The sequence below is a fragment of the Massilia eburnea genome (assembly GCF_009720745.1).
In the GTDB taxonomy this organism is placed as follows: domain Bacteria; phylum Pseudomonadota; class Gammaproteobacteria; order Burkholderiales; family Burkholderiaceae_D; genus Rugamonas; species Rugamonas eburnea.
Window position 1 is genome coordinate 1 of sequence record NZ_WNKX01000038.1, and the last position, 16767, is coordinate 16767.

General features: G+C 65.3%; 16 protein-coding genes. 4 read left to right on the plus strand and 12 right to left on the minus strand.

The window, feature by feature from the left end; genetic code table 11:
* The coding region (locus GM658_RS28965; protein WP_229417088.1) for a peptidase associated/transthyretin-like domain-containing protein at positions 1–221 on the plus strand (221 nt) is incomplete at its 5' end.
* Positions 222–280: 59 nt separating this feature from the next.
* Here the strand turns inward: GM658_RS28965 and GM658_RS26905 are convergent.
* From GM658_RS26905 to hutC, 9 genes are all read right to left on the minus strand, one after another.
* Positions 281–640: a hypothetical protein gene (locus GM658_RS26905; RefSeq protein WP_155457196.1), complete on the minus strand. Its 360-nt coding sequence runs from the start codon at positions 638–640 to the stop codon at positions 281–283.
* Between the two features lie 152 nt (positions 641–792).
* Complete coding sequence (locus GM658_RS26910; RefSeq protein WP_229417089.1) at positions 793–1530, minus strand: substrate-binding periplasmic protein; 738 nt, start codon at positions 1528–1530, stop codon at positions 793–795.
* Between the two features lie 57 nt (positions 1531–1587).
* Entirely contained in the window at positions 1588–3312 is a 1725-nt protein-coding gene (locus GM658_RS26915; protein WP_155457197.1) for an ArnT family glycosyltransferase, read from the minus strand.
* Between the two features lie 90 nt (positions 3313–3402).
* A complete protein-coding gene (locus GM658_RS26920) occupies positions 3403–3672 on the minus strand; it encodes a type B 50S ribosomal protein L31 (protein ID WP_130310288.1) in 270 nt (89 codons plus the stop codon).
* A gap of 175 nt (positions 3673–3847) precedes the next feature.
* Complete coding sequence (rho, locus tag GM658_RS26925) at positions 3848–5110, minus strand: transcription termination factor Rho (RefSeq protein WP_130310289.1); 1263 nt, start codon at positions 5108–5110, stop codon at positions 3848–3850.
* Positions 5111–5248: 138 nt separating this feature from the next.
* The gene (trxA, locus tag GM658_RS26930) at positions 5249–5575 is read right to left on the minus strand and encodes a thioredoxin TrxA (protein WP_055933746.1); all 327 of its coding nucleotides are present in this window, start codon (positions 5573–5575) and stop codon (positions 5249–5251) included.
* Positions 5576–5795: 220 nt separating this feature from the next.
* Complete coding sequence (locus tag GM658_RS26935) at positions 5796–6242, minus strand: response regulator (RefSeq protein WP_155457198.1); 447 nt, start codon at positions 6240–6242, stop codon at positions 5796–5798.
* The gene (locus GM658_RS26940) at positions 6235–10935 is read right to left on the minus strand and encodes a PAS domain S-box protein (protein WP_155457199.1); all 4701 of its coding nucleotides are present in this window, start codon (positions 10933–10935) and stop codon (positions 6235–6237) included. The genes GM658_RS26935 and GM658_RS26940 overlap by 8 nt, the downstream gene beginning before the upstream one ends.
* A gap of 52 nt (positions 10936–10987) precedes the next feature.
* Positions 10988–11707: a histidine utilization transcriptional repressor HutC gene (gene hutC, locus GM658_RS26945; RefSeq protein ID WP_155457200.1), complete on the minus strand. Its 720-nt coding sequence runs from the start codon at positions 11705–11707 to the stop codon at positions 10988–10990.
* Between the two features lie 117 nt (positions 11708–11824).
* On the opposite strand from hutC, the gene ada reads away from it, so the two are divergent.
* Together ada and GM658_RS26955 are read left to right on the plus strand one after the other, a co-directional pair.
* Complete coding sequence (ada, locus tag GM658_RS26950; protein ID WP_229417090.1) at positions 11825–12904, plus strand: bifunctional DNA-binding transcriptional regulator/O6-methylguanine-DNA methyltransferase Ada; 1080 nt, start codon at positions 11825–11827, stop codon at positions 12902–12904.
* Positions 12901–13641 carry a 2OG-Fe(II) oxygenase gene (locus GM658_RS26955; RefSeq protein ID WP_155457202.1) on the plus strand — a complete coding sequence of 247 codons (741 nt, stop codon included), beginning with the start codon at positions 12901–12903 and terminating at the stop codon, positions 13639–13641. Before ada ends, GM658_RS26955 begins: the two co-directional genes overlap by 4 nt.
* Here GM658_RS26955 and GM658_RS26960 read toward each other — a convergent pair.
* On the minus strand, positions 13619–14536 hold the full coding sequence (locus GM658_RS26960) for a LysR family transcriptional regulator (protein WP_155457203.1): 918 nt from the start codon (positions 14534–14536) through the stop codon (positions 13619–13621). The genes GM658_RS26955 and GM658_RS26960 overlap by 23 nt on opposite strands.
* A gap of 113 nt (positions 14537–14649) precedes the next feature.
* On the opposite strand from GM658_RS26960, the gene GM658_RS26965 reads away from it, so the two are divergent.
* Positions 14650–15189, plus strand: coding sequence for an SRPBCC domain-containing protein (locus GM658_RS26965; protein WP_170299005.1), 540 nt, complete (start codon positions 14650–14652; stop codon positions 15187–15189).
* Between the two features lie 9 nt (positions 15190–15198).
* On the opposite strand, the gene GM658_RS26970 is transcribed toward GM658_RS26965, so the two are convergent.
* Both GM658_RS26970 and GM658_RS26975 read right to left on the minus strand, forming a co-directional pair.
* Positions 15199–16377: a M56 family metallopeptidase gene (locus GM658_RS26970; protein ID WP_155457205.1), complete on the minus strand. Its 1179-nt coding sequence runs from the start codon at positions 16375–16377 to the stop codon at positions 15199–15201.
* Complete coding sequence (locus GM658_RS26975) at positions 16367–16744, minus strand: BlaI/MecI/CopY family transcriptional regulator (protein WP_229417091.1); 378 nt, start codon at positions 16742–16744, stop codon at positions 16367–16369. Before GM658_RS26975 ends, GM658_RS26970 begins: the two co-directional genes overlap by 11 nt.
* Positions 16745–16767: the final 23 nt, after the last annotated feature.

The window sequence follows — 16767 nt, forward strand, 5'->3', positions numbered from 1 at the left end:
GCGGCGGCGCCTACACCATGGTGGGACTGCCTTCGCTGGCGCCACGCTACGCAGCTTATAGCGCGACCCTGCCGCTGTCCTTCGCTGTTGCCACGGCCGTGCCGGGCGCAGGCCAGTACAAGGTGGATGCTTCCGCCACCGGCTACACCGCCAAGTCGATCGCAGCGGTCGATGTCAGCGCCGGCGGCCAGCAGAACGTCAACTTCTCCCTGACGCCATAAACGCTGCGTGGTCTTCCCCCGGGAGTATTATCCCGGGGGCTTCGAATGCGAAATCCAGCTTAGCGTTGCGCTCTGCTATGGTGGAAGTAGAGGTACAAAAGACCGACTGGCGCGATGAAAATTGAAAGCGTCCAGCACATCAGCATGGTCACGAGCTTTACGCTAAGCATCAAGACTGCACTGCCAAAAAAAACGTTCTCGCCCACGATGAAGGAAACGATGCTCTCGTAGACGAAGCGTGAGTAGGGGTAGAGAAGACAGCTGGCGGTGAGGTAGAGCCAGGTCGCCATGGGCACTGTCCGGGGACTTCTGGTCACCGCGAAGACAATCAATGCCAGGATCAACAAGCCGAAGAACATTTGGCGAAAGTAGTATTGCGGAGCCAGGCCGGCAAACGTCTTTTGAAAGATGGGGGGCATGCGAAGACCTCCTTCTGCCGCAGCGTGGTTGATTAATTGGTCACCACTGCAGTGTGCGGCAACCCGCCGTCCTCAGGCAAGCTCGTGAGCAGGTCTTTCAAGCCTTCGTTTGATGGAAATCAAACCGGATAAAGGGGAGATTGCGAGCGAGCTTATTTGTGGGCTTGCCACTGCTCGTATTTCTTATCCAGCCTGCTGAACGTGCCATCCTTGCGCATGCTGTCGAGGGCGGCATTCATGCGCTCGACCATGGCGTCCGGCACCGATGGATTGCAGGCCAGATAGACTTTGACGTGGTGGAAAGTCAGCACCGGCACGATCTGGCCGACGTCGAAATTGAGCGCAAGCGCGCTGCGGTCATTATTGCGCATGCCGACCGCCCACAAGTCGATGCGGTCGAGCAGCAGCTTTTTCGGATTGGCGGCATTGTCGGAAGCGCCATCGACGTCAAAGCCGCGCGCGCGCAGGAATTCATCGCGTGCATCGCCGTTATAGGTGCCGATGCGCAGCGTGCGCGCATCATCCAGGGTATGCACATTGTATTTGCGGTTGGCGCGTCCCATCAGCACCCATTCCGCTTCATCTGTCGGGCCGACCCATTTGAACTGCAGTTCACGCTCCGGCGTGCGCGAGGTGGAATAGACGCAGGTATAGGGATCGCGCTGCGCCATGGTGAAGGCGCGCTTCCAGGGCAGCACGTCGATGCTGTAGGCATAGCCGGCGCGCGCCAGCATTTCGCGGATCTTCTCGCCCTCGCGTCCCACTACCTGGCCGTCGACCTTCATGCTGGCCGGCGGCGAATGCTCCGCAGTGATGACCAAGGGCGGAGCGGCCAGCGCCGGTGTGCCGGCGGCCAGCAACATTGCCAGATACATTACCCCTACTGCCATGCCTACCTCTTTGCTATCGTCGGTTACAGGATAGCAGGGAGGCGGGTCTGCGGACAATCAGTCTGTTTGGTCCGTGCGGCGCTGGAAAATGCGGAAGCGCTCGCTGCGGTCAGAGGCGCGCTGCCCTTCCCAGAGGAGGCGCCACTGGGATCCTGGCTGTTGCTTGCGGGCACGATCTTTGATGCTATCTTGCAACAGCATGACCTTGCAGGCACGATTCTCGACCCCGTTGAATGGAATCTTGCCAAAGAAAGCAAAGGACGCGCGCTGGGCCGGCGTGACATTGCTTTGCACGCAATCTGTACCGGCTGGCAAGGCCGCCGCAGCCTGGCGGGCCACCGTGGCGTAGCTCTTGCTGTAGTTCACATTCGGCAGGAACAGGGTCATCAGGAGGATCCAGATCAGGATCAGGCCGCCAGACGACAGCACCACGGCACGCCACAGCACGGCCGGGCGGCGCGACAGGCGCCAGTGCACCAGCACGAACCAGCCGGCGGTCGCGCACAGGCCCACCAGCAGCGATAGCCAGTTCATTTCCGGGGTGAAGCCGGGCAGCAGCTTCAGCACATTGTGCGCCGGCTTGGCCGGCCAGCCGGTCAGCTGGGCGTAATAGAAGATCCAGATCACGGCGGCGCACAGGGTCAGCACCATCACGCTGAACCAGTCGATGGCGTTGATGGCGCCGCGCTTCATGGTCAGCAGGCCGAAAGCGGCCATGATGGCCAGCGGCGGCAGCAGCATCAACAACTGGCCCTGTTCCGGCGCCGGGTTCAGCAGTACGAGCAGGGTGGCAACCGTCACGAAGGTGGTCGGCACCACGATATGCAGCAGGTTGCTCTGGCGGCGCCAGGCATACACGGCCCAGGCGGCAAACGGCCAGGCCGGCCAGAAGAACCAGACGCCGACGCGGAAGAAGGCGCGCACGCCTTCCAGGCTGCCCAGGCCGATCTGCGATTCGTTCCAGGCCATCCAGGCCGCCAGCGGCACCTGGCCGTAAGGACGAGCCAGCAGGACCGGCACCGCCCACAGGGCCGTCACGCCTGCCGCCAGCGCCACGGCAAAGGCCATGTCGCGCAGCGAACGGCCGGCCGGCAGGGCCAGGAAGCGGGTGCAGGCGAACAGGGCCACCACCAGCGCCACCGGCACGACCCAGCCGCGCGCCAGGGTCAGCAGGCCAAGGGACAGGCCGGCGAGGGCGGCGTTGCGCAGCGACGGCAGTTCCATATAGCGTACGCTGCGGTAGAGCGAGAATGCCAGCAGGGAAGTTTGAAGCGGTTCGGCGGTGGTCTCATGGCTGTGCACCAGCAGGCCCAGGCAGCCAAGGTAGATCAGTACGGCGGCATCGGCCAGGGTACGGCCGAAATCGTCCGGTTCCGGCTGGCCGCCGAAGGCCAGGCGCAACGGCTGCGCTTCCGGACGGCGGCCCAGGTTGAAGGTGGCGTACCACAGCGACATCGAGCCCAGCAGGAATATGCCCAGGGTGGCGACGCGCGCGCCCATCACGTCGCCCAGCGCCCAGCCGGTCAGCTTGATGCCCAGCGCGCCGAGCCAGAAGGCCAGCGGACCCTCGTCGGTCATCGACATGCCGGCCACATTCGGCCACAGCCAGTCCTGCCAGCTGCCGTGGGCCATGGTCCACATCACGCCGAAGCTGGCGGCGTCATCGTTCTTCCACGGTTCACGCCCGATCAGGCCCGGCAGGATGTACAGCAAGCCCAGGGCGAAAAACGCCCAGCGGGGCAGGGTGCGGGTGGCGGCGGCGGGAAGACGGACTGGCTTCATCGGTCAGGGCTTATTCTTTGGAAAGCTGGAGTATGACGGGTAAAAAGAAAAAAGGCAGCCGCGGCTGCCTTTTTTTCGCTGCGACGGGGATTAGCCGTTTGCAACTGCGGTCTTGGAACCGACTTTGCCGAACTTCTGGCGGAATTTTTCCACGCGACCGGCGGTGTCGACGATCTTGTGCTGGCCGGTGAAGAATGGGTGCGATTCGGAGGAAACCTCGATCTTCACCAGTGGGTACTCTTTACCTTCGTGGGTCGCGGTGTCGCGGGTCTGGATGGTCGAGCGGGTGATGAACTTGAAGTCGCAGGACACGTCGTGGAACAGGACTTCGCGGTAATCTGGATGGGTATCAGCTTTCATGCTTTTCTCTCAATATTGGTAGCCAAACAGCACTTCGTCGGTCCTTACTGCCTCTCGACCCGATTGCTGATCACTTGCCAGGGTTTAAATGAACTCGCGATTATAACGTAAAAAGGGGACGTAACACATTATTCGCGTCGCGAATAATGTGTTACGTCCCCTTTTTCAGGCGGAATTAACCGCCGCGGCGCATCATCTCGAAGAACTCGCCATTGTTCTTCGTTGCGCGCATCTTGTCGAGGATGAACTCCATCGCCTCGATCTCGTCCATCGAGTACAGCAGCTTGCGCAGGATCCAGATCTTCTGCAGCTGGTCGGCCTTGATCAGCAGTTCCTCGCGGCGGGTGCCCGACTTGTTCAGGTTGATCGCAGGGTAGACACGCTTCTCGGCCAGGCGGCGCTCCAGGTGCACCTCCATATTGCCGGTACCCTTGAACTCTTCGTAAATCACATCGTCCATGCGCGATCCGGTTTCGATCAGCGCGGTAGCGACGATGGTCAGCGAGCCGCCTTCTTCCACATTACGGGCCGCACCGAAGAAACGCTTCGGACGCTGCAGCGCGTTGGCGTCCACACCACCGGTCAGCACCTTGCCCGAAGCCGGGATCACGGTGTTGTAGGCGCGCGCCAGGCGGGTGATCGAGTCCAGCAGGATCACCACGTCCTTCTTCATTTCGACCAGGCGCTTGGCTTTTTCCAGCACCATCTCGGCAACCTGTACGTGGCGGGTGGCCGGTTCGTCGAAGGTCGAGGCCACGACTTCGCCGCGCACGGAGCGCTGCATCTCGGTCACCTCCTCTGGACGTTCGTCGATCAGCAGCACGATCAGGGTCACGTCCGGGTGGTTGGTGGTGATGGCGTGCGCGATATGCTGCAGCATCACGGACTTACCGGACTTCGGCGACGCCACCAAGAGGCCACGCTGGCCTTTGCCGATCGGCGCCACCAGGTCGATGATACGGCCGGTGATGTTCTCGGTGCCGGTCATGTCGCGCTCGAGGCGCAGCGGCACGTTCGGGTGCAGCGGTGTCAGGTTCTCAAACAGGATGCGGTGCTTGGACGCCTCCGGCGATTCGCCGTTGACCTTGTCCACCTTCACCAGGGCGAAATAGCGCTCGCCATCCTTCGGGGTACGCACCTCGCCCTCGATCGAATCGCCGGTGTGCAGGTTGAAGCGGCGGATCTGGGACGGGGAAATATAAATATCGTCGGTCGACGCCATATAGGAGGCGTCTGGCGAGCGCAGGAAGCCAAAGCCGTCAGGCAGGACTTCCAGGGCGCCGTCGCCGAAAATCTGTTCGCCGGCCTTGGCGCGTTTTTTCAGGATCGCGAACATCAGTTCCTGCTTGCGCAGGCGGGCCGCATTATCGATATCGAGGCTGATTGCCATTTCCAGCAAAGCTGAAACGTGCATAGCCTTAAGTTCAGAAAGGTGCATAGCTGTTTGAGTGTCCCGTGACGGGAAAGTAAGGGTAGGGGAGGGAACTACGTGGGTCTAATTAATTAAGGGGAAAGGTTTTTGGGCACTTTCCCCGCCATTCAGGCGGGCTGCGGGCGCAGCACCGCCTATCTTACATCAAATATTGCTGTCGATGAAAGAGGTCAGTTGACCTTTTGCCATTGCGCCGACTTTTTGTGCGGCTGGCACGCCATTCTTGAACAGGATCAGGGTCGGAATGCCGCGGATGCCGAACTTGCCCGGCACGGCCTGGTTGCTGTCCACGTCCAGCTTGGCGATGGTCAGCTTGCCGTCGTATTCCTTGGCCACTTCTTCCAGGATCGGGGCGATGCTCTTGCAAGGGCCGCACCACTCGGCCCAGAAGTCCACCAGCACAGGGCGGTCGGACTTCAGCACGTCGGTGTCGAAGGATGCGTCGGTAATATGTTTGATCAGGTCGCTCATTTTTGTTCCTTGTGTAGTGGTCGCCCGGGAAAACCCCTTGCTGTTATCGCCCATCTGGCGACGAACTGCGCTAATTCAATACTGGGAAGTCAACAGGGAATCAGGGCGGGAATGGCCCAAATAATAACCGATTTTTCCAGCGTGTGTACGTGGCGAAAAAGGGGACGAAAAGGGGAACGCGAAAAAGGGGACGTACCCCTTTAAGGGGATAACGCCCCCTTTAAAGGGGTACGTCCCCTTTTTTGTCCCCTTTTTCGCCACGGCGGGCGGCGGCTTGGGTCAGCAGTTCGGACAGGGCGGCGGGGGTGGCGGGCTTGGCCAGGGTGCCCAGCAGGGCCAGGCCGTGGGCGCGGGCCAGGGTGTCGGCGGCCTGGCGGATGCCGGCGTCCATGCCGGAGAGCAGGGCCACGGCGCCGCCGAAGCGGCTGTTGGCGGCCTCGCGCAGGAATTCGATGCCGTCCATTTCAGGCATCGACAGGTCGCAAACCAGCAGGTCGGGCCGGTATTGCGGCAGCGCGAGCAGGGCTTGGCGGGCATCGCTTTCGCTGCGTACATTGAGCTGGCCCAGGTCTTCCAGCATGTCGGAGAGCATGCTCAGCATGAAGGGGTCGTCGTCGACCAGCAGGATGCGCAAGGGCGTGCTGGGAGTGGCAGGAGTCTCAGTCATCGTCGGCAAAGGTGGTGTTGGTCATGATGTGCTCGCTTATCGCGCTAAGGAGCGGCCATAGCCGGTCGAGCAGGCTGCGCGCGTTGGCGGCGCCGGCCTGCGGATCCAATTGTTCCAGCTGCAGGCACAGTTCGGCCATGCCGAGGGCGCCCACGGCGCGTGCGCTGCTCTTGATGCGGTGGCCCAGCTCGCGCACTTTCTGCAGCTCGCCGGCGCCCAGCGCCGCTTCCATTTCGTTGAAGCCCGCTTCCGTCGTCTGCAGGAATTTGAAGGCGAATTTGCGGATCTTGTGCGGGTGGTAGCCCAAAAGCTGGGCCAGCACCGACAGGTCGATGATGGCCGGGTCGCCGGCCAAGGTCGGGCGGAAGGCGGCGCGGCCGCTCGGACGGGGCGCAGCGGCGGCGGCATCGTTGGCGGCGCCGGCTTCGCGCTCGGGCAGCCAGCTGGCGATCTTCTGGTACATCAGGGCGGGCTGGATCGGCTTGGCGATGAAGTCGTCCATGCCGGCCTGCAGGCAGCGTTCGCGGTCGTCCTTGGTCGCGGTGGCGGTCATGGCCAGCACGCGGGTGGCGGCCAGGGCCGGGTCGGCGCGGATGCGGCGCGTCGCTTCCAGGCCGTCCATCAGGGGCATCTGCACGTCCATCAGCACGCAGTCGAAATCGGCCTGGTGCAGCAGGTCGAGCGCTTCGGCGCCGTTATTGGCCAGGCATACCGAGGAGCCGGCTTCTTCCAGCATTTCCAGCGCGATCTGCTGGTTGAAGGTGTTGTCCTCGACTAACAAGATGCGGGCGTCCTTCAGCGCCGACATGGCGGCCGTGCTGCGCGCGCTGTCGAGCAGGGCTGCGGCGGCGGCGTTGACTTCGTTGATCACGTCCGGCAGGCCGCGCGGCGATACGCCCAGGCGCGCCGTGAACCAGAAGGTGCTGCCTTCGCCCGGCTTGCTGTGCACGCCGACTTCGCCGCCCATCAGCTGGGCCAGCTGTTTGCAGATGGCCAGGCCGAGGCCGGTGCCGCCGTATTCGCGCGTGATGGTGGTGTCGGCTTGCTGGAAGGCCTGGAACAATTTGCCCTGCTCCGCTTCCGACAAGCCGATGCCGTGGTCGCGCACTTCAAAGCGCAAGAGGCAGGCGATGTCGTCGGCCAGCAGCTGGCGCACGCTCACTTCGATGCTGCCCTGCTCGGAAAACTTGATCGCGTTGTTGACGTAGTTGATCAGGACCTGGCCCAGGCGCAGCGGGTCGCCGCGCAAGACCGGCGGCAGCGCCGGGTCGATCTCGAACGACAGGCGCAGGCCGCGGCTGGCCGCTTTCGGCGCCACCACCGTGGTCAGGGTCTGGATCACGTGGTCGAGCGAGAAGTCGACGTCTTCGATCTCCAGCTTGCCCGCTTCGATCTTGGAGATGTCGAGGATGTCGTCGATGATGCGCAGCAGGTGTTCGCCGGCGAAGCGGATCTTTTCCAGGTAGTCGCGCTGGCGCGGTTCCAGTTCCGTCTTCAGCGCCAGGTAGGCCATGCCGATCACGCCATTCATCGGGGTGCGGATCTCGTGGCTCATCTTGGCCAGGAACTGGCCTTTGGCGGCGCTGGCTTCCTCCGCCAGCTGGCGCGCTTCTTCCAGCTGGGCGGTGCGCTGCGCCACGCGTTCTTCCAGGTGCTCATTCAGCTCGCGCAGGGCGCGTTCGTTGGCCTTGCTGTCGGAGATATCGATCGCCATGCAGATCAGGTAGGCCGGCGCGCCTTGCGCGTCATACACCGGCTTCTTGAAGGTGCGCAGCTGGCGCTGGGTGTTCAGGGCCGGGTTCCAGATGGTTTCTTCGTAATCGATCAGGGCGTGTCCGGCGAAGGCCTCCAGGTCCTTGGCGCGGAAGGCAGCCGCCTCCTCCGGCGCGTGGAAGGCGGTGTAGTCGCCATTGTTCAATTCATCGAAGCTGTAGCCGAACTGCTGCTCGCAGGCCCGGTTCATCAGCAGCATGCGGCTGTCCTTGTCCTTGATGAACAGGCCGATCGGCATCATCTGGATGATTTCCTGCAGGCGCTGCTCGCCCTGGCGCAGGGCGTCTTCGCTGCGCTTGCGGTAGGTGATGTCGGTCAGGCTGGCCACCAGCATGCTGCCCGGGCCGCTCTCCTCGCGCAGCGGTTCGACGTTGACCGACAGCCAGCACGTGTCGCCGCCGGCACCGGCCACCCCCATCACCACGTCGCGCACGGGCTGGCCGGAAGCCAGCGCCTGCGCCACCGGATGCTCGGGCGCGCTGTAGCGGCGGCCGTCTTCGTGCACACCGTCCCACTGGCCGGCGCCGCGCGCGGCCGCGCGCCCCAGCATGCGCCCGGCGGCGGCATTGCATTCGACGATATTGCCGGCCGCGTCGAACACCACCAGGCCGTTGGTGACGGCATTGAACACCGAGGCCAGGCGCTGGTTGGAATGGCGCAGCGCTACTTCGGCCAGGCGGCGGTCGGTGATGTCGGTGACCATGGTCAGGGTGCCGGCATAGCTGCCGTTGTCGGCGTTGACGGTGCTGGTGGCGAGCAAGGCCCAGAGCGAGGAGCCATCCTGGCGGTAGAAGCGGCCTTCGGCCGGTTCGCTGGCCGCTGCCGCGCCGGGCTGGCGGCGCAGGCGCATGGCCTCGCAGTCGGGGTCCATGAAGTCGGCCATGGGGCGGCCCATCATGTGCTCGACCTGGTAGCCCAGCATGTGGGCCATGGTGGGGTTGACGAAGCTGGTCTGCTCGTTGGCGTCGCACATCCAGATGCCTTCGGCCGCCGTCTGCACGATCAGGCGGTAGCGTTCGGACGATGCCTGCAGTGCTTCTTCCGCGCGCTGGCGCTGGGTCATGTCGCGCAGCGAGACCAGCACCATGGCCTGCCCGCCCAGCTGCAGCGGCGCCAGCTGCACCATGGCGGGGAAATATTCGCCGTCGCTGCGGCGGGCGGTCAGCACGCGGCCCGGCATTTTCGGGCGCGCGAACAGCTCGCGCGGACGGCCCGGGGTGTCGCGCATGGCGTCCGGGACCAGCTGCTCCATCGAGGCGCCGGCCAGCTTGCCCGTTTCGGCGGCGAACACGCTTTCGGCGGCGGCATTGGCCTGGCGCACCCGCCCGCCGCGCTCGGCCAGCAGCAGGGCGCCGGGCAGGGCGTCCAGCATGGCGGCCATGCGCGCCAGTTCGGCCGCGCTGCGGTCGGAAATATCGCCCAGGGTGCCGGACATGCGCAGCGGCCGCCCGGCGCCGTCGCGTGCCAGCACCATGCCGCGCCCGAGCACCCAGCGCCAGTTGCCGTCGCGGCAAGCCATGCGGAATTCCATGGTGAAGGGTGTGCGGCCAACGGCCGGGTCGTCCAGCGCCCCGATCTCGCTGGCGATGCGGGAGCGGTCGTCCGGATGCACCAGTTCCAGCCACTGTTCCAGGGTGGCCGGATGCAGCTCGCCCGGCGCGTAGCCGAGGATTTCGCAGTAGCGCGCCGACAGGTGCAGGGCGGGCTCCTGCGGCTGCCAGTCCCAGGATCCTTCACCGGCGCCTTCCAGCGCAAAGCTGGCCAGGCGTTCGGCGTCGCCCACCCGCAGCTCGGCCCCGCGCAGGGCGCGCGAAACGCGCAGCAAGCGCCACAGGGCGGCTCCGGCCAAGAGGGCCAGCGCCACACCCAGGGCCAGGTGCCAGGTCGGGGTGGCGGCAGTGTCGTGGTAGAGGAAGCCGTCCACCTTGTAACCCTTGGGCAGCATGCCGCCGGCGGCGTACTGGTCGGCGATGGCTTGCCAGCGCAGCGGGTTGCTGTAACCGAGTTCGATCAAATGCTGTTCCAGGAGCGGCAGCACTTGCTGCGCTTCCCACAGCAGCGCTTCGCGCGAGCGGCGCTCGGGATAGCGCGCGCGCAGCAGGTCGACGATTTCCTGCGGGTGCGCCAGCGCATAGCGCCAGCCGCGCAGGGTGGCGGCGCGCATGGCGGCTGCGCGCGCCGGGTGGTCGCGCAGCTCGGCCTCGGTGGTGTACAGCACGTCGCCGTAGAAATCGATGCCGGCGCTGCGCGGCAGCAGCAATTCATAGCGCAGATTGGCGCGCTGCAGTTCGTAAGGGGCGCCGCTGCTGTACACGGACATCGCATCGAGGCGACCGGCCACCAGGTCGTCCAGGCTGGTGCGCGGCAAGAAGGTGAGCTTGGACAGCGGCACGTGTGCGCGCATCAGCATCAGGCGCAGTTCCGCTTCGTCCGGCGCCAGCGCCACGCGCGCACCGGGCCAGGGCGGGCGTGCGCCGTCGGCATCGAGGCGCACTGCGAGGGCGGTCGAGGAATGCTGGAACAGCGAAGCGAGCACCACCACCGGCGCCCCTTGCGCGCGGCGCAGCAGCAGGGAATTGCTGCCGATGCCGTACTGGGCCTGGCCATCGAGTACGGCTTGCAGCGTGTCGGCGCCCGGCGTGGCTTCGCGCAGCGTCACGTCCAGGCCGGCTTCGCGGTAATAGCCTTGCGCCTGGGCTGCGTAAAAGCCGGCAAACTGGAACTGGTGCTGCCATTTGAGTTGGACCGTGACGGCGTCGGCGGCGCTGGCGAAAGGGACGGCGCCGAACGATGCGGCTAAAAACGCGGCCGCCAGGGCCAGGGTGCGCAGGCGTGGCCGGACGCGCACCAGCAGGCCCGCAGGCGCGCAGGCGGCGCGGGCAAAGACAGGCGGGGCGGCATTCAGGCTCGGTGGCGTCAAGGCTTCCCTTTCTGGCCAGCAGCCGCTGGCGTGCAGTCAACTATAGCATTGCTCAAGCCGGGACGCTGCCGCCAAATTGGTAGCGATGTCCAGGGTGCCACATGGTGGCCAGCGAGGCGACCCGCCCGGCCGATTGTGTCTGGCGCTTGAGCACCAGGCAGGGCTGGCGCGCATCCATGGCCAGCATTTCGGCGATCTCGCGCGGCGGCACCTGGGCCTCGATACTGTAGCTGGCAGCCTGCAAGGGGGCTGCACGCACCAGGTATTCATTCGGCGTGACCTGGCTGAAGTCCTGCACCATGTAGTCGGGGGCGCACAGCGGGTTGACCCAGCGGTCCTCCACCTGGATCGGCACCCCGTTTTCATAATGCACGATGACGGAATGGTAAAGCTCGTGGCCGGCTGGCAAGTCGAAAGCCTTGCCCAGCAGGTCGTTGGCTTTGGCGCGCTCGAGCAACTGCAGGGTGCTGCGGTGGGCGTGGCCGCGGGCTCGCACCTCGTCGGCGATGCTTTTGATTTCCAGCAGGGTGGCCTGGTATTTTTGCGGCGCGACATAAGTGCCGGCGCCCTGGCGCCGTGTCAGCACCCCTTCGGCGGTCAGCTCGCGCACGGCGCGGTTGACGGTCATGCGCGAGACCCCGAATTGCTTGACCAGGGCTTGCTCGGAAGGGATGACATCGCCTTCTTTCCAGGCGCCGGCGCCAATTTGCGCCAGCAGGAAGTCTTTGATGCGTTGAAAGATGGGCGTGTCGTGTTGTAGTTGTTCTTCCAAACCATTCTCCGGGTAAGTGCGGCGATTGTAGCATCCGGGAATTCAATAGCAAGCGGCGGAGTGCCCACTCCCGGCAGGCTGGCTAGCATGGTGGCATACTAGCGAATGGAGCCTGGAATGAAGCCGAAGAATCCTTACCTGACCGACAACGAGCGCTGGGCCGCCGTGCAGGCGCGTGACAGCGCGGCCGATGGCCTGTTCTACTATTCCGTGCGCAGTACCGGCGTGTTTTGCCGTCCATCCTGCGGCGCGCGCCCGGCCTTGCGCGAGAACGTGGCCTTCCACGCCAGCATCGCCGACGCCGAGGCGGCCGGCTTCCGCGCCTGCAAGCGCTGCAAGCCGGACCAGCCGCCGCTGGCTGAGCGCCATGCGGCCATGGTGGCGCACGTGTGCCGCCTGATCGATGCTGCCGAAACGACCCCCGACCTGGATGCCCTGGCCGCGGCTGGCGGCATGAGCCGCTTCCATTTCCACCGTGTGTTCAAGGCCCAGACCGGGCTGACACCCAAGGCCTACGCTGCGGCGGCGCGCGCGCGGCGCATGCAGCAGGGGCTGGCCGAGGAGGCTTCCGTCACGGATGCGATCTACGCGGCCGGCTTCAATTCCAGCGGGCGCTTTTACGCCACCACGCCGGGCGCGCTGGGCATGACGCCGTCGGCCTGGCGAGCGGGCGGACGCGGTGCGGTGATCCGCTTCGCCATTGCCCAGTGCTCGCTGGGTGCGATCCTGGTGGCCAGCACCGAGCGCGGGATTTGCTGCATCTTGCTGGGCGACGATCCGCAAGCGCTGGCGCACGATTTGCAGGACCGCTTCCCGCAGGCCGAACTGCGCGGGGCGGAGGGGGAATACGAGCAAGTGGTGGCGCGTGTGATTGCCTTCGTGGAGGCGCCGCAGATCGGGCTGGATTTGCCGCTCGACGTGCGCGGGACGGCCTTCCAGCAGCGCGTCTGGCAAGCCTTGCGCGAGATTCCGGCCGGCGAGACGGTCAGCTATGCCGAACTGGCGGAGCGGGTCGGGGCGCCCAACGGCGCGCGCGCGGTGGCTGGTGCTTGCGCGGCCAATGCGATCGCGGTGGCGATTCCTTGCCATCGCGTGGTGCGCAACGACGGCTCGATCTCCGGTTACCGCTGGGGCGTTGAGCGCAAGGCGGCTTTGCTTGAGCGTGAAGCCTCTGTGGTGGACGAGGCGGCCGCATGACGGGTGATTTGTTCGCGCCGCAGCCTGCGGCGGTGAGCTCGCCGCGCCTGGCGGCCTTCGATTGGCGGCGTATCGCGGCGGATCTCGATGAATATGGCTGTGCGCTGGTGCGCGGTGTGCTGTCGCCGGAGGAATGTACGCAGCTGGCGGCAGGATATTCGCGGCTGGAGCAGTTTCGCAGCCGGGTCATCATGCAGCGCTACGGCTTTGGCAAGGGGGAGTACCAGTACTTCCGCTATCCCTTGCCGGACCTGGTGGCGGAACTGCGCAGTGCGCTGTACCCACACCTGGCGCCCATCGCCAACCGTTGGTATGCGGCGATGGGGCTGGAGCCGCGCTTTCCCGCTTTGCATGAAGATTTCATCGCGCGCTGCCACGCTGCGGGCCAGACCCGGCCAACGCCGCTCTTGCTGCAGTATGGCGTTGGGGATTTCAATTGCCTTCACCAGGACTTGTACGGCGAGCATGTGTTCCCGCTGCAGGCGGCTTTCCTGCTGTCGCAGCCGGGACAGGATTTCGAGGGCGGCGAGTTCGTGCTGACCGAGCAGCGCCCGCGCATGCAATCGCGCGTGGAGGTGGTGCCCTTGCGGCAGGGCGATTGCGTGATTTTCCCGGTCTTCCATCGCCCGGTTCCGGGCACGCGCGGCACTTACCGCGTGAATATGCGGCACGGCGTCAGCCGCCTGCGCGGCGGCCATCGGCATACCCTGGGCATCATTTTCCACGATGCCGATTGATTTCGTCGGTGACGAATTGCAGCAATGCCTGCGTCTTCGGTGGTAGCAGGCGGCGTGAAGGGTAGAGGGCGTACAAGGGAAAACGTTCGTCGGCCCATTCCGGAAAAAGTTCGACCAGCTTGCCGTCGGCCAGCCAGCGCTCCGCACCCAGTTCAATGATTTGCGCGATGCCCGCGCCGCCGAGGCAAGTGCTGTGCAGGGTCGCCGCATCGTTCACCATCAATTGCCCGCTGGTGGCAACCGTCAGCTTCTTGCGGCCACGGTGGAACTCCCAAGGAAACGGCAAGCCGTCATGGGGATTGCGGAACTGGATGCACTGGTGCCGCGCCAGCTCCTGCGGCGCCGCCGGCCTGCCTTGGCGCCGCAAGTAGGCCGGTGCGGCCACAGTCAAGATGCGCGTTTCCATCAGTTTGCGCGCTACCATCGAAGAGGAGCGCGGCTGGCCGAAACGCAGTGACAAGTCGCAGCCGTCGGCCGCCAGGTCGCCCGGCTGTTCGCGCCGTAATAGCTCTACCTGCAGCGCCGGGTGCGCCGCGAGGAAGCGCGCCAGCCCTGAGCCCAGCACCAGCGCCGCGAACAAAGGATCGGCGTCGACCCGCAGGCGCCCGCGCACGGTACCGGCGCCGGAAGCCGCATCCGCCGTCGCCTGCTGCAAGCCTTCCAGCAAGGGCGCCACCTGGCGCTGGAAGCGCAAGCCTTCCTCGCTGAGCGCAAGGCTGCGCGTAGTGCGCTCGAACAGCCGCACGCCGAGCCGTGCCTCCAACCGGCTGACGGCGCGGCTGACTGCGGACGGCGAGATATCGAGCAAGTCCGCGGCCCGTGCGAAGCTCCCTGCATCCACCACCGCCATCAGTACGCGCAGGCCGCTGAACGTCGTTTCATCAAGAATTTCCATTGGTGCATACAAGTCATGAATGTCATGACATACATGCTATCGCGGAATGTTGTGCAGCGCATGAAAATAGTCCCGGTGGCGGCATGGTGCCGCCTGCGCAAAGGAAAACCTCGATGATGAAACTCAAACTGCTGGCTGCCGCAATGCTGGCCTGCTCGCTGGCGGCAGCCGCCAGCCCTGAACCTGACATCCATTGGCCGGACGGCTTTGCGCCGCAGCAGGCCGACCTGTTCGACCACAGCGAACTGGCAATCGCCGCGCCCTGCACCGCAGTCTGGCAAAGCCTGGTCGATGCCCCGCACTGGCCGGCCTGGTATCCGAATTCGGAAAACGTCAGGCTGAGCCAAGGCAGTGAACTGGCGGCCGGGCGCGGCTTCCGGTGGCGCACCTTCGCCCTGGAAGTACCAAGCCATGTGCATGAATTCGAGCCGCAGCAGCGCCTCGGGTGGTTCGGGCATGCGAAGGAGCTGGACGCCTACCATACCTGGCTACTGCAGCCGCAAGGGCAGGGTTGCCTGGTGGTGACTGAAGAAGTGGTGCGTGGTCCTGCGGCCGTGGCGCTGCGCCGCGAGCAGCCGCAAGCCATGCACCAGGGCCATGCCTTGTGGCTGGAGCGGCTGGCCCAGGAAGCGGTCCGGCGCAGCCAGCCCTGAGGCGAACGCTTAACCGCCGCTTGCCTCGCGCACGCGCAGCTTGGCCTTGAACTCTTCGAGTTCTTTGGAGCCGATGAAGAAGTCCTGCTCAAGCGGGCCTTCAATCATGTAGTCGTCGACCTGCTTGCCGCCGTGAGTGACCAGGGCGCGCAATTGGACCTGGCCTTCGTGCGGGGTGACGACCAGGCGGGTGCGCCATTCCTCGGCGCCTTTGCCCATCGCGATCTCGGCTGGCGCGCCGGCCTTCACTAGAACGGTCGGGTTCTGGCCCTGCATACTGAGCGTCACCAGATAGTGCTTGTCAGTCGTGGCAGCAGGTTGCGCCGCCCAGCTGGCCAGGCTGCAGGCGGCCAACAGCATACCTGCCGCAAAACGGCCGGCCAGACGCTGTGCCGGTGTGACGGTCGACTTCAAATTCACGATTCTCTCCTTCAGTGGATGGGCGGCCTGCCATTGGCAAGCCAGGGGAATGCCTTGCGCCGACAGCTGCGTCTTGAGCAGGGCGCGGGCATAGGTGGCGGCCTGCCCGTGGCGGCGCAGCACCGTCGCGTCGCAGGCCAGTTCCTGGTCCAGGCGGAAGCGGACTGCGGCAACATGGATCAAGGGATTGCACCAGGCCAGGCATTGCAGCAGCGCGCAGGCGGCGTTGGCCCACAGGTCGCCGCGTTTGGCATGGATGCGTTCATGCGCCAGCACCAGGCGCCGCTCGTCCCGGCCATAGCGGCGGCGGAAGTCGGCCGGAAGCACCAGCCATGGCCGCCATATACCCAGCAGCACCGGACCGCTGTTGGCCGCGCCGCTGCGCATGACGCGCGCGCTGCCGGACGGGGTGGAACGCCGCAGGCGGTGCAGGTAGCACCACTGCTGCCAGGCCAGCCAGGCGGCCGTGGCGGCGGCGCCGGCCAGCCAGGCCGCACCCAGCCAGGATTGCCAGGGACGCGCGGCGGCAACAGCGCTGGCGCCGGCCGTCTGCAGCAGGGTTGGCGCCGCCGGCAAGGTGAGCTCCAGTGGCAGCGGTCCGGCGCCATGCGGCAGCAGCGCGCCGATCATGCTGGCCGGGACGACGGCCCAGGCAGCGTAGGCGGCGCCGGCGCCGCACCACTGGCGCAGCGGGCGGCGCACCAGCAGCAGCAGGGCGCTGGCTAACAGGCTGGCCAGCAGGACGCGCAGCAGCGGCTCACTTGCCATCGTCGAGCTCCTCGATCAGGCGCTTCAAGTCGGCGATATCGGCCTTGCTCAGCTTGCGGTGGCGGCTGAAGTGGGCCACCAGCGGCGCCACGCGGCCGTCGAACATGCGGTCAAGGAAGCCCTTGCTTTCGCTGGCCAGCCATTGTTCGCGCTTGAGCAGGGGCGCATACAGGTAGCGCCGTCCGTCTTTCTCGGCGCTGATGGCGCCTTTGTTGAGCAAGCGGTTGAGCAGGGTCTTGACGGTGGCGTCCTGCCATTGCTGCGCCGCCAGCGCCGTGCATATCTCGTCGGCGCCCAGCGGATGCTGCTGCCACAGCACGTCCATGACGACGGCTTCGGCTTCGCTGATCTGGATGGTCATAATCATTTACGCGTGTAATCGGTGATGCA

Excerpts from the sequence above, each read along its gene's own strand:
- trxA (WP_055933746.1), bottom strand. The coding sequence starts at position 5,575 with ATGAGCGACCTGATCAAACATATTACCGACGCATCCTTCGACACCGAC.
- GM658_RS26935 (WP_155457198.1), bottom strand. The coding sequence starts at position 6,242 with ATGACTGAGACTCCTGCCACTCCCAGCACGCCCTTGCGCATCCTGCTG.
- GM658_RS26910 (WP_229417089.1), bottom strand. The coding sequence starts at position 1,530 with ATGGCAGTAGGGGTAATGTATCTGGCAATGTTGCTGGCCGCCGGCACA.
- GM658_RS26975 (WP_229417091.1), bottom strand. The coding sequence starts at position 16,744 with ATGATTATGACCATCCAGATCAGCGAAGCCGAAGCCGTCGTCATGGAC.
- GM658_RS26915 (WP_155457197.1), bottom strand. The coding sequence starts at position 3,312 with ATGAAGCCAGTCCGTCTTCCCGCCGCCGCCACCCGCACCCTGCCCCGC.
- rho (WP_130310289.1), bottom strand. The coding sequence starts at position 5,110 with ATGCACCTTTCTGAACTTAAGGCTATGCACGTTTCAGCTTTGCTGGAA.
- ada (WP_229417090.1), top strand. The coding sequence starts at position 11,825 with ATGAAGCCGAAGAATCCTTACCTGACCGACAACGAGCGCTGGGCCGCC.
- GM658_RS26960 (WP_155457203.1), bottom strand. The coding sequence starts at position 14,536 with ATGGAAATTCTTGATGAAACGACGTTCAGCGGCCTGCGCGTACTGATG.
- GM658_RS26970 (WP_155457205.1), bottom strand. The coding sequence starts at position 16,377 with ATGGCAAGTGAGCCGCTGCTGCGCGTCCTGCTGGCCAGCCTGTTAGCC.
- GM658_RS26965 (WP_170299005.1), top strand. The coding sequence starts at position 14,650 with ATGATGAAACTCAAACTGCTGGCTGCCGCAATGCTGGCCTGCTCGCTG.
- GM658_RS26955 (WP_155457202.1), top strand. The coding sequence starts at position 12,901 with ATGACGGGTGATTTGTTCGCGCCGCAGCCTGCGGCGGTGAGCTCGCCG.
- GM658_RS26905 (WP_155457196.1), bottom strand. The coding sequence starts at position 640 with ATGCCCCCCATCTTTCAAAAGACGTTTGCCGGCCTGGCTCCGCAATAC.
- GM658_RS26920 (WP_130310288.1), bottom strand. The coding sequence starts at position 3,672 with ATGAAAGCTGATACCCATCCAGATTACCGCGAAGTCCTGTTCCACGAC.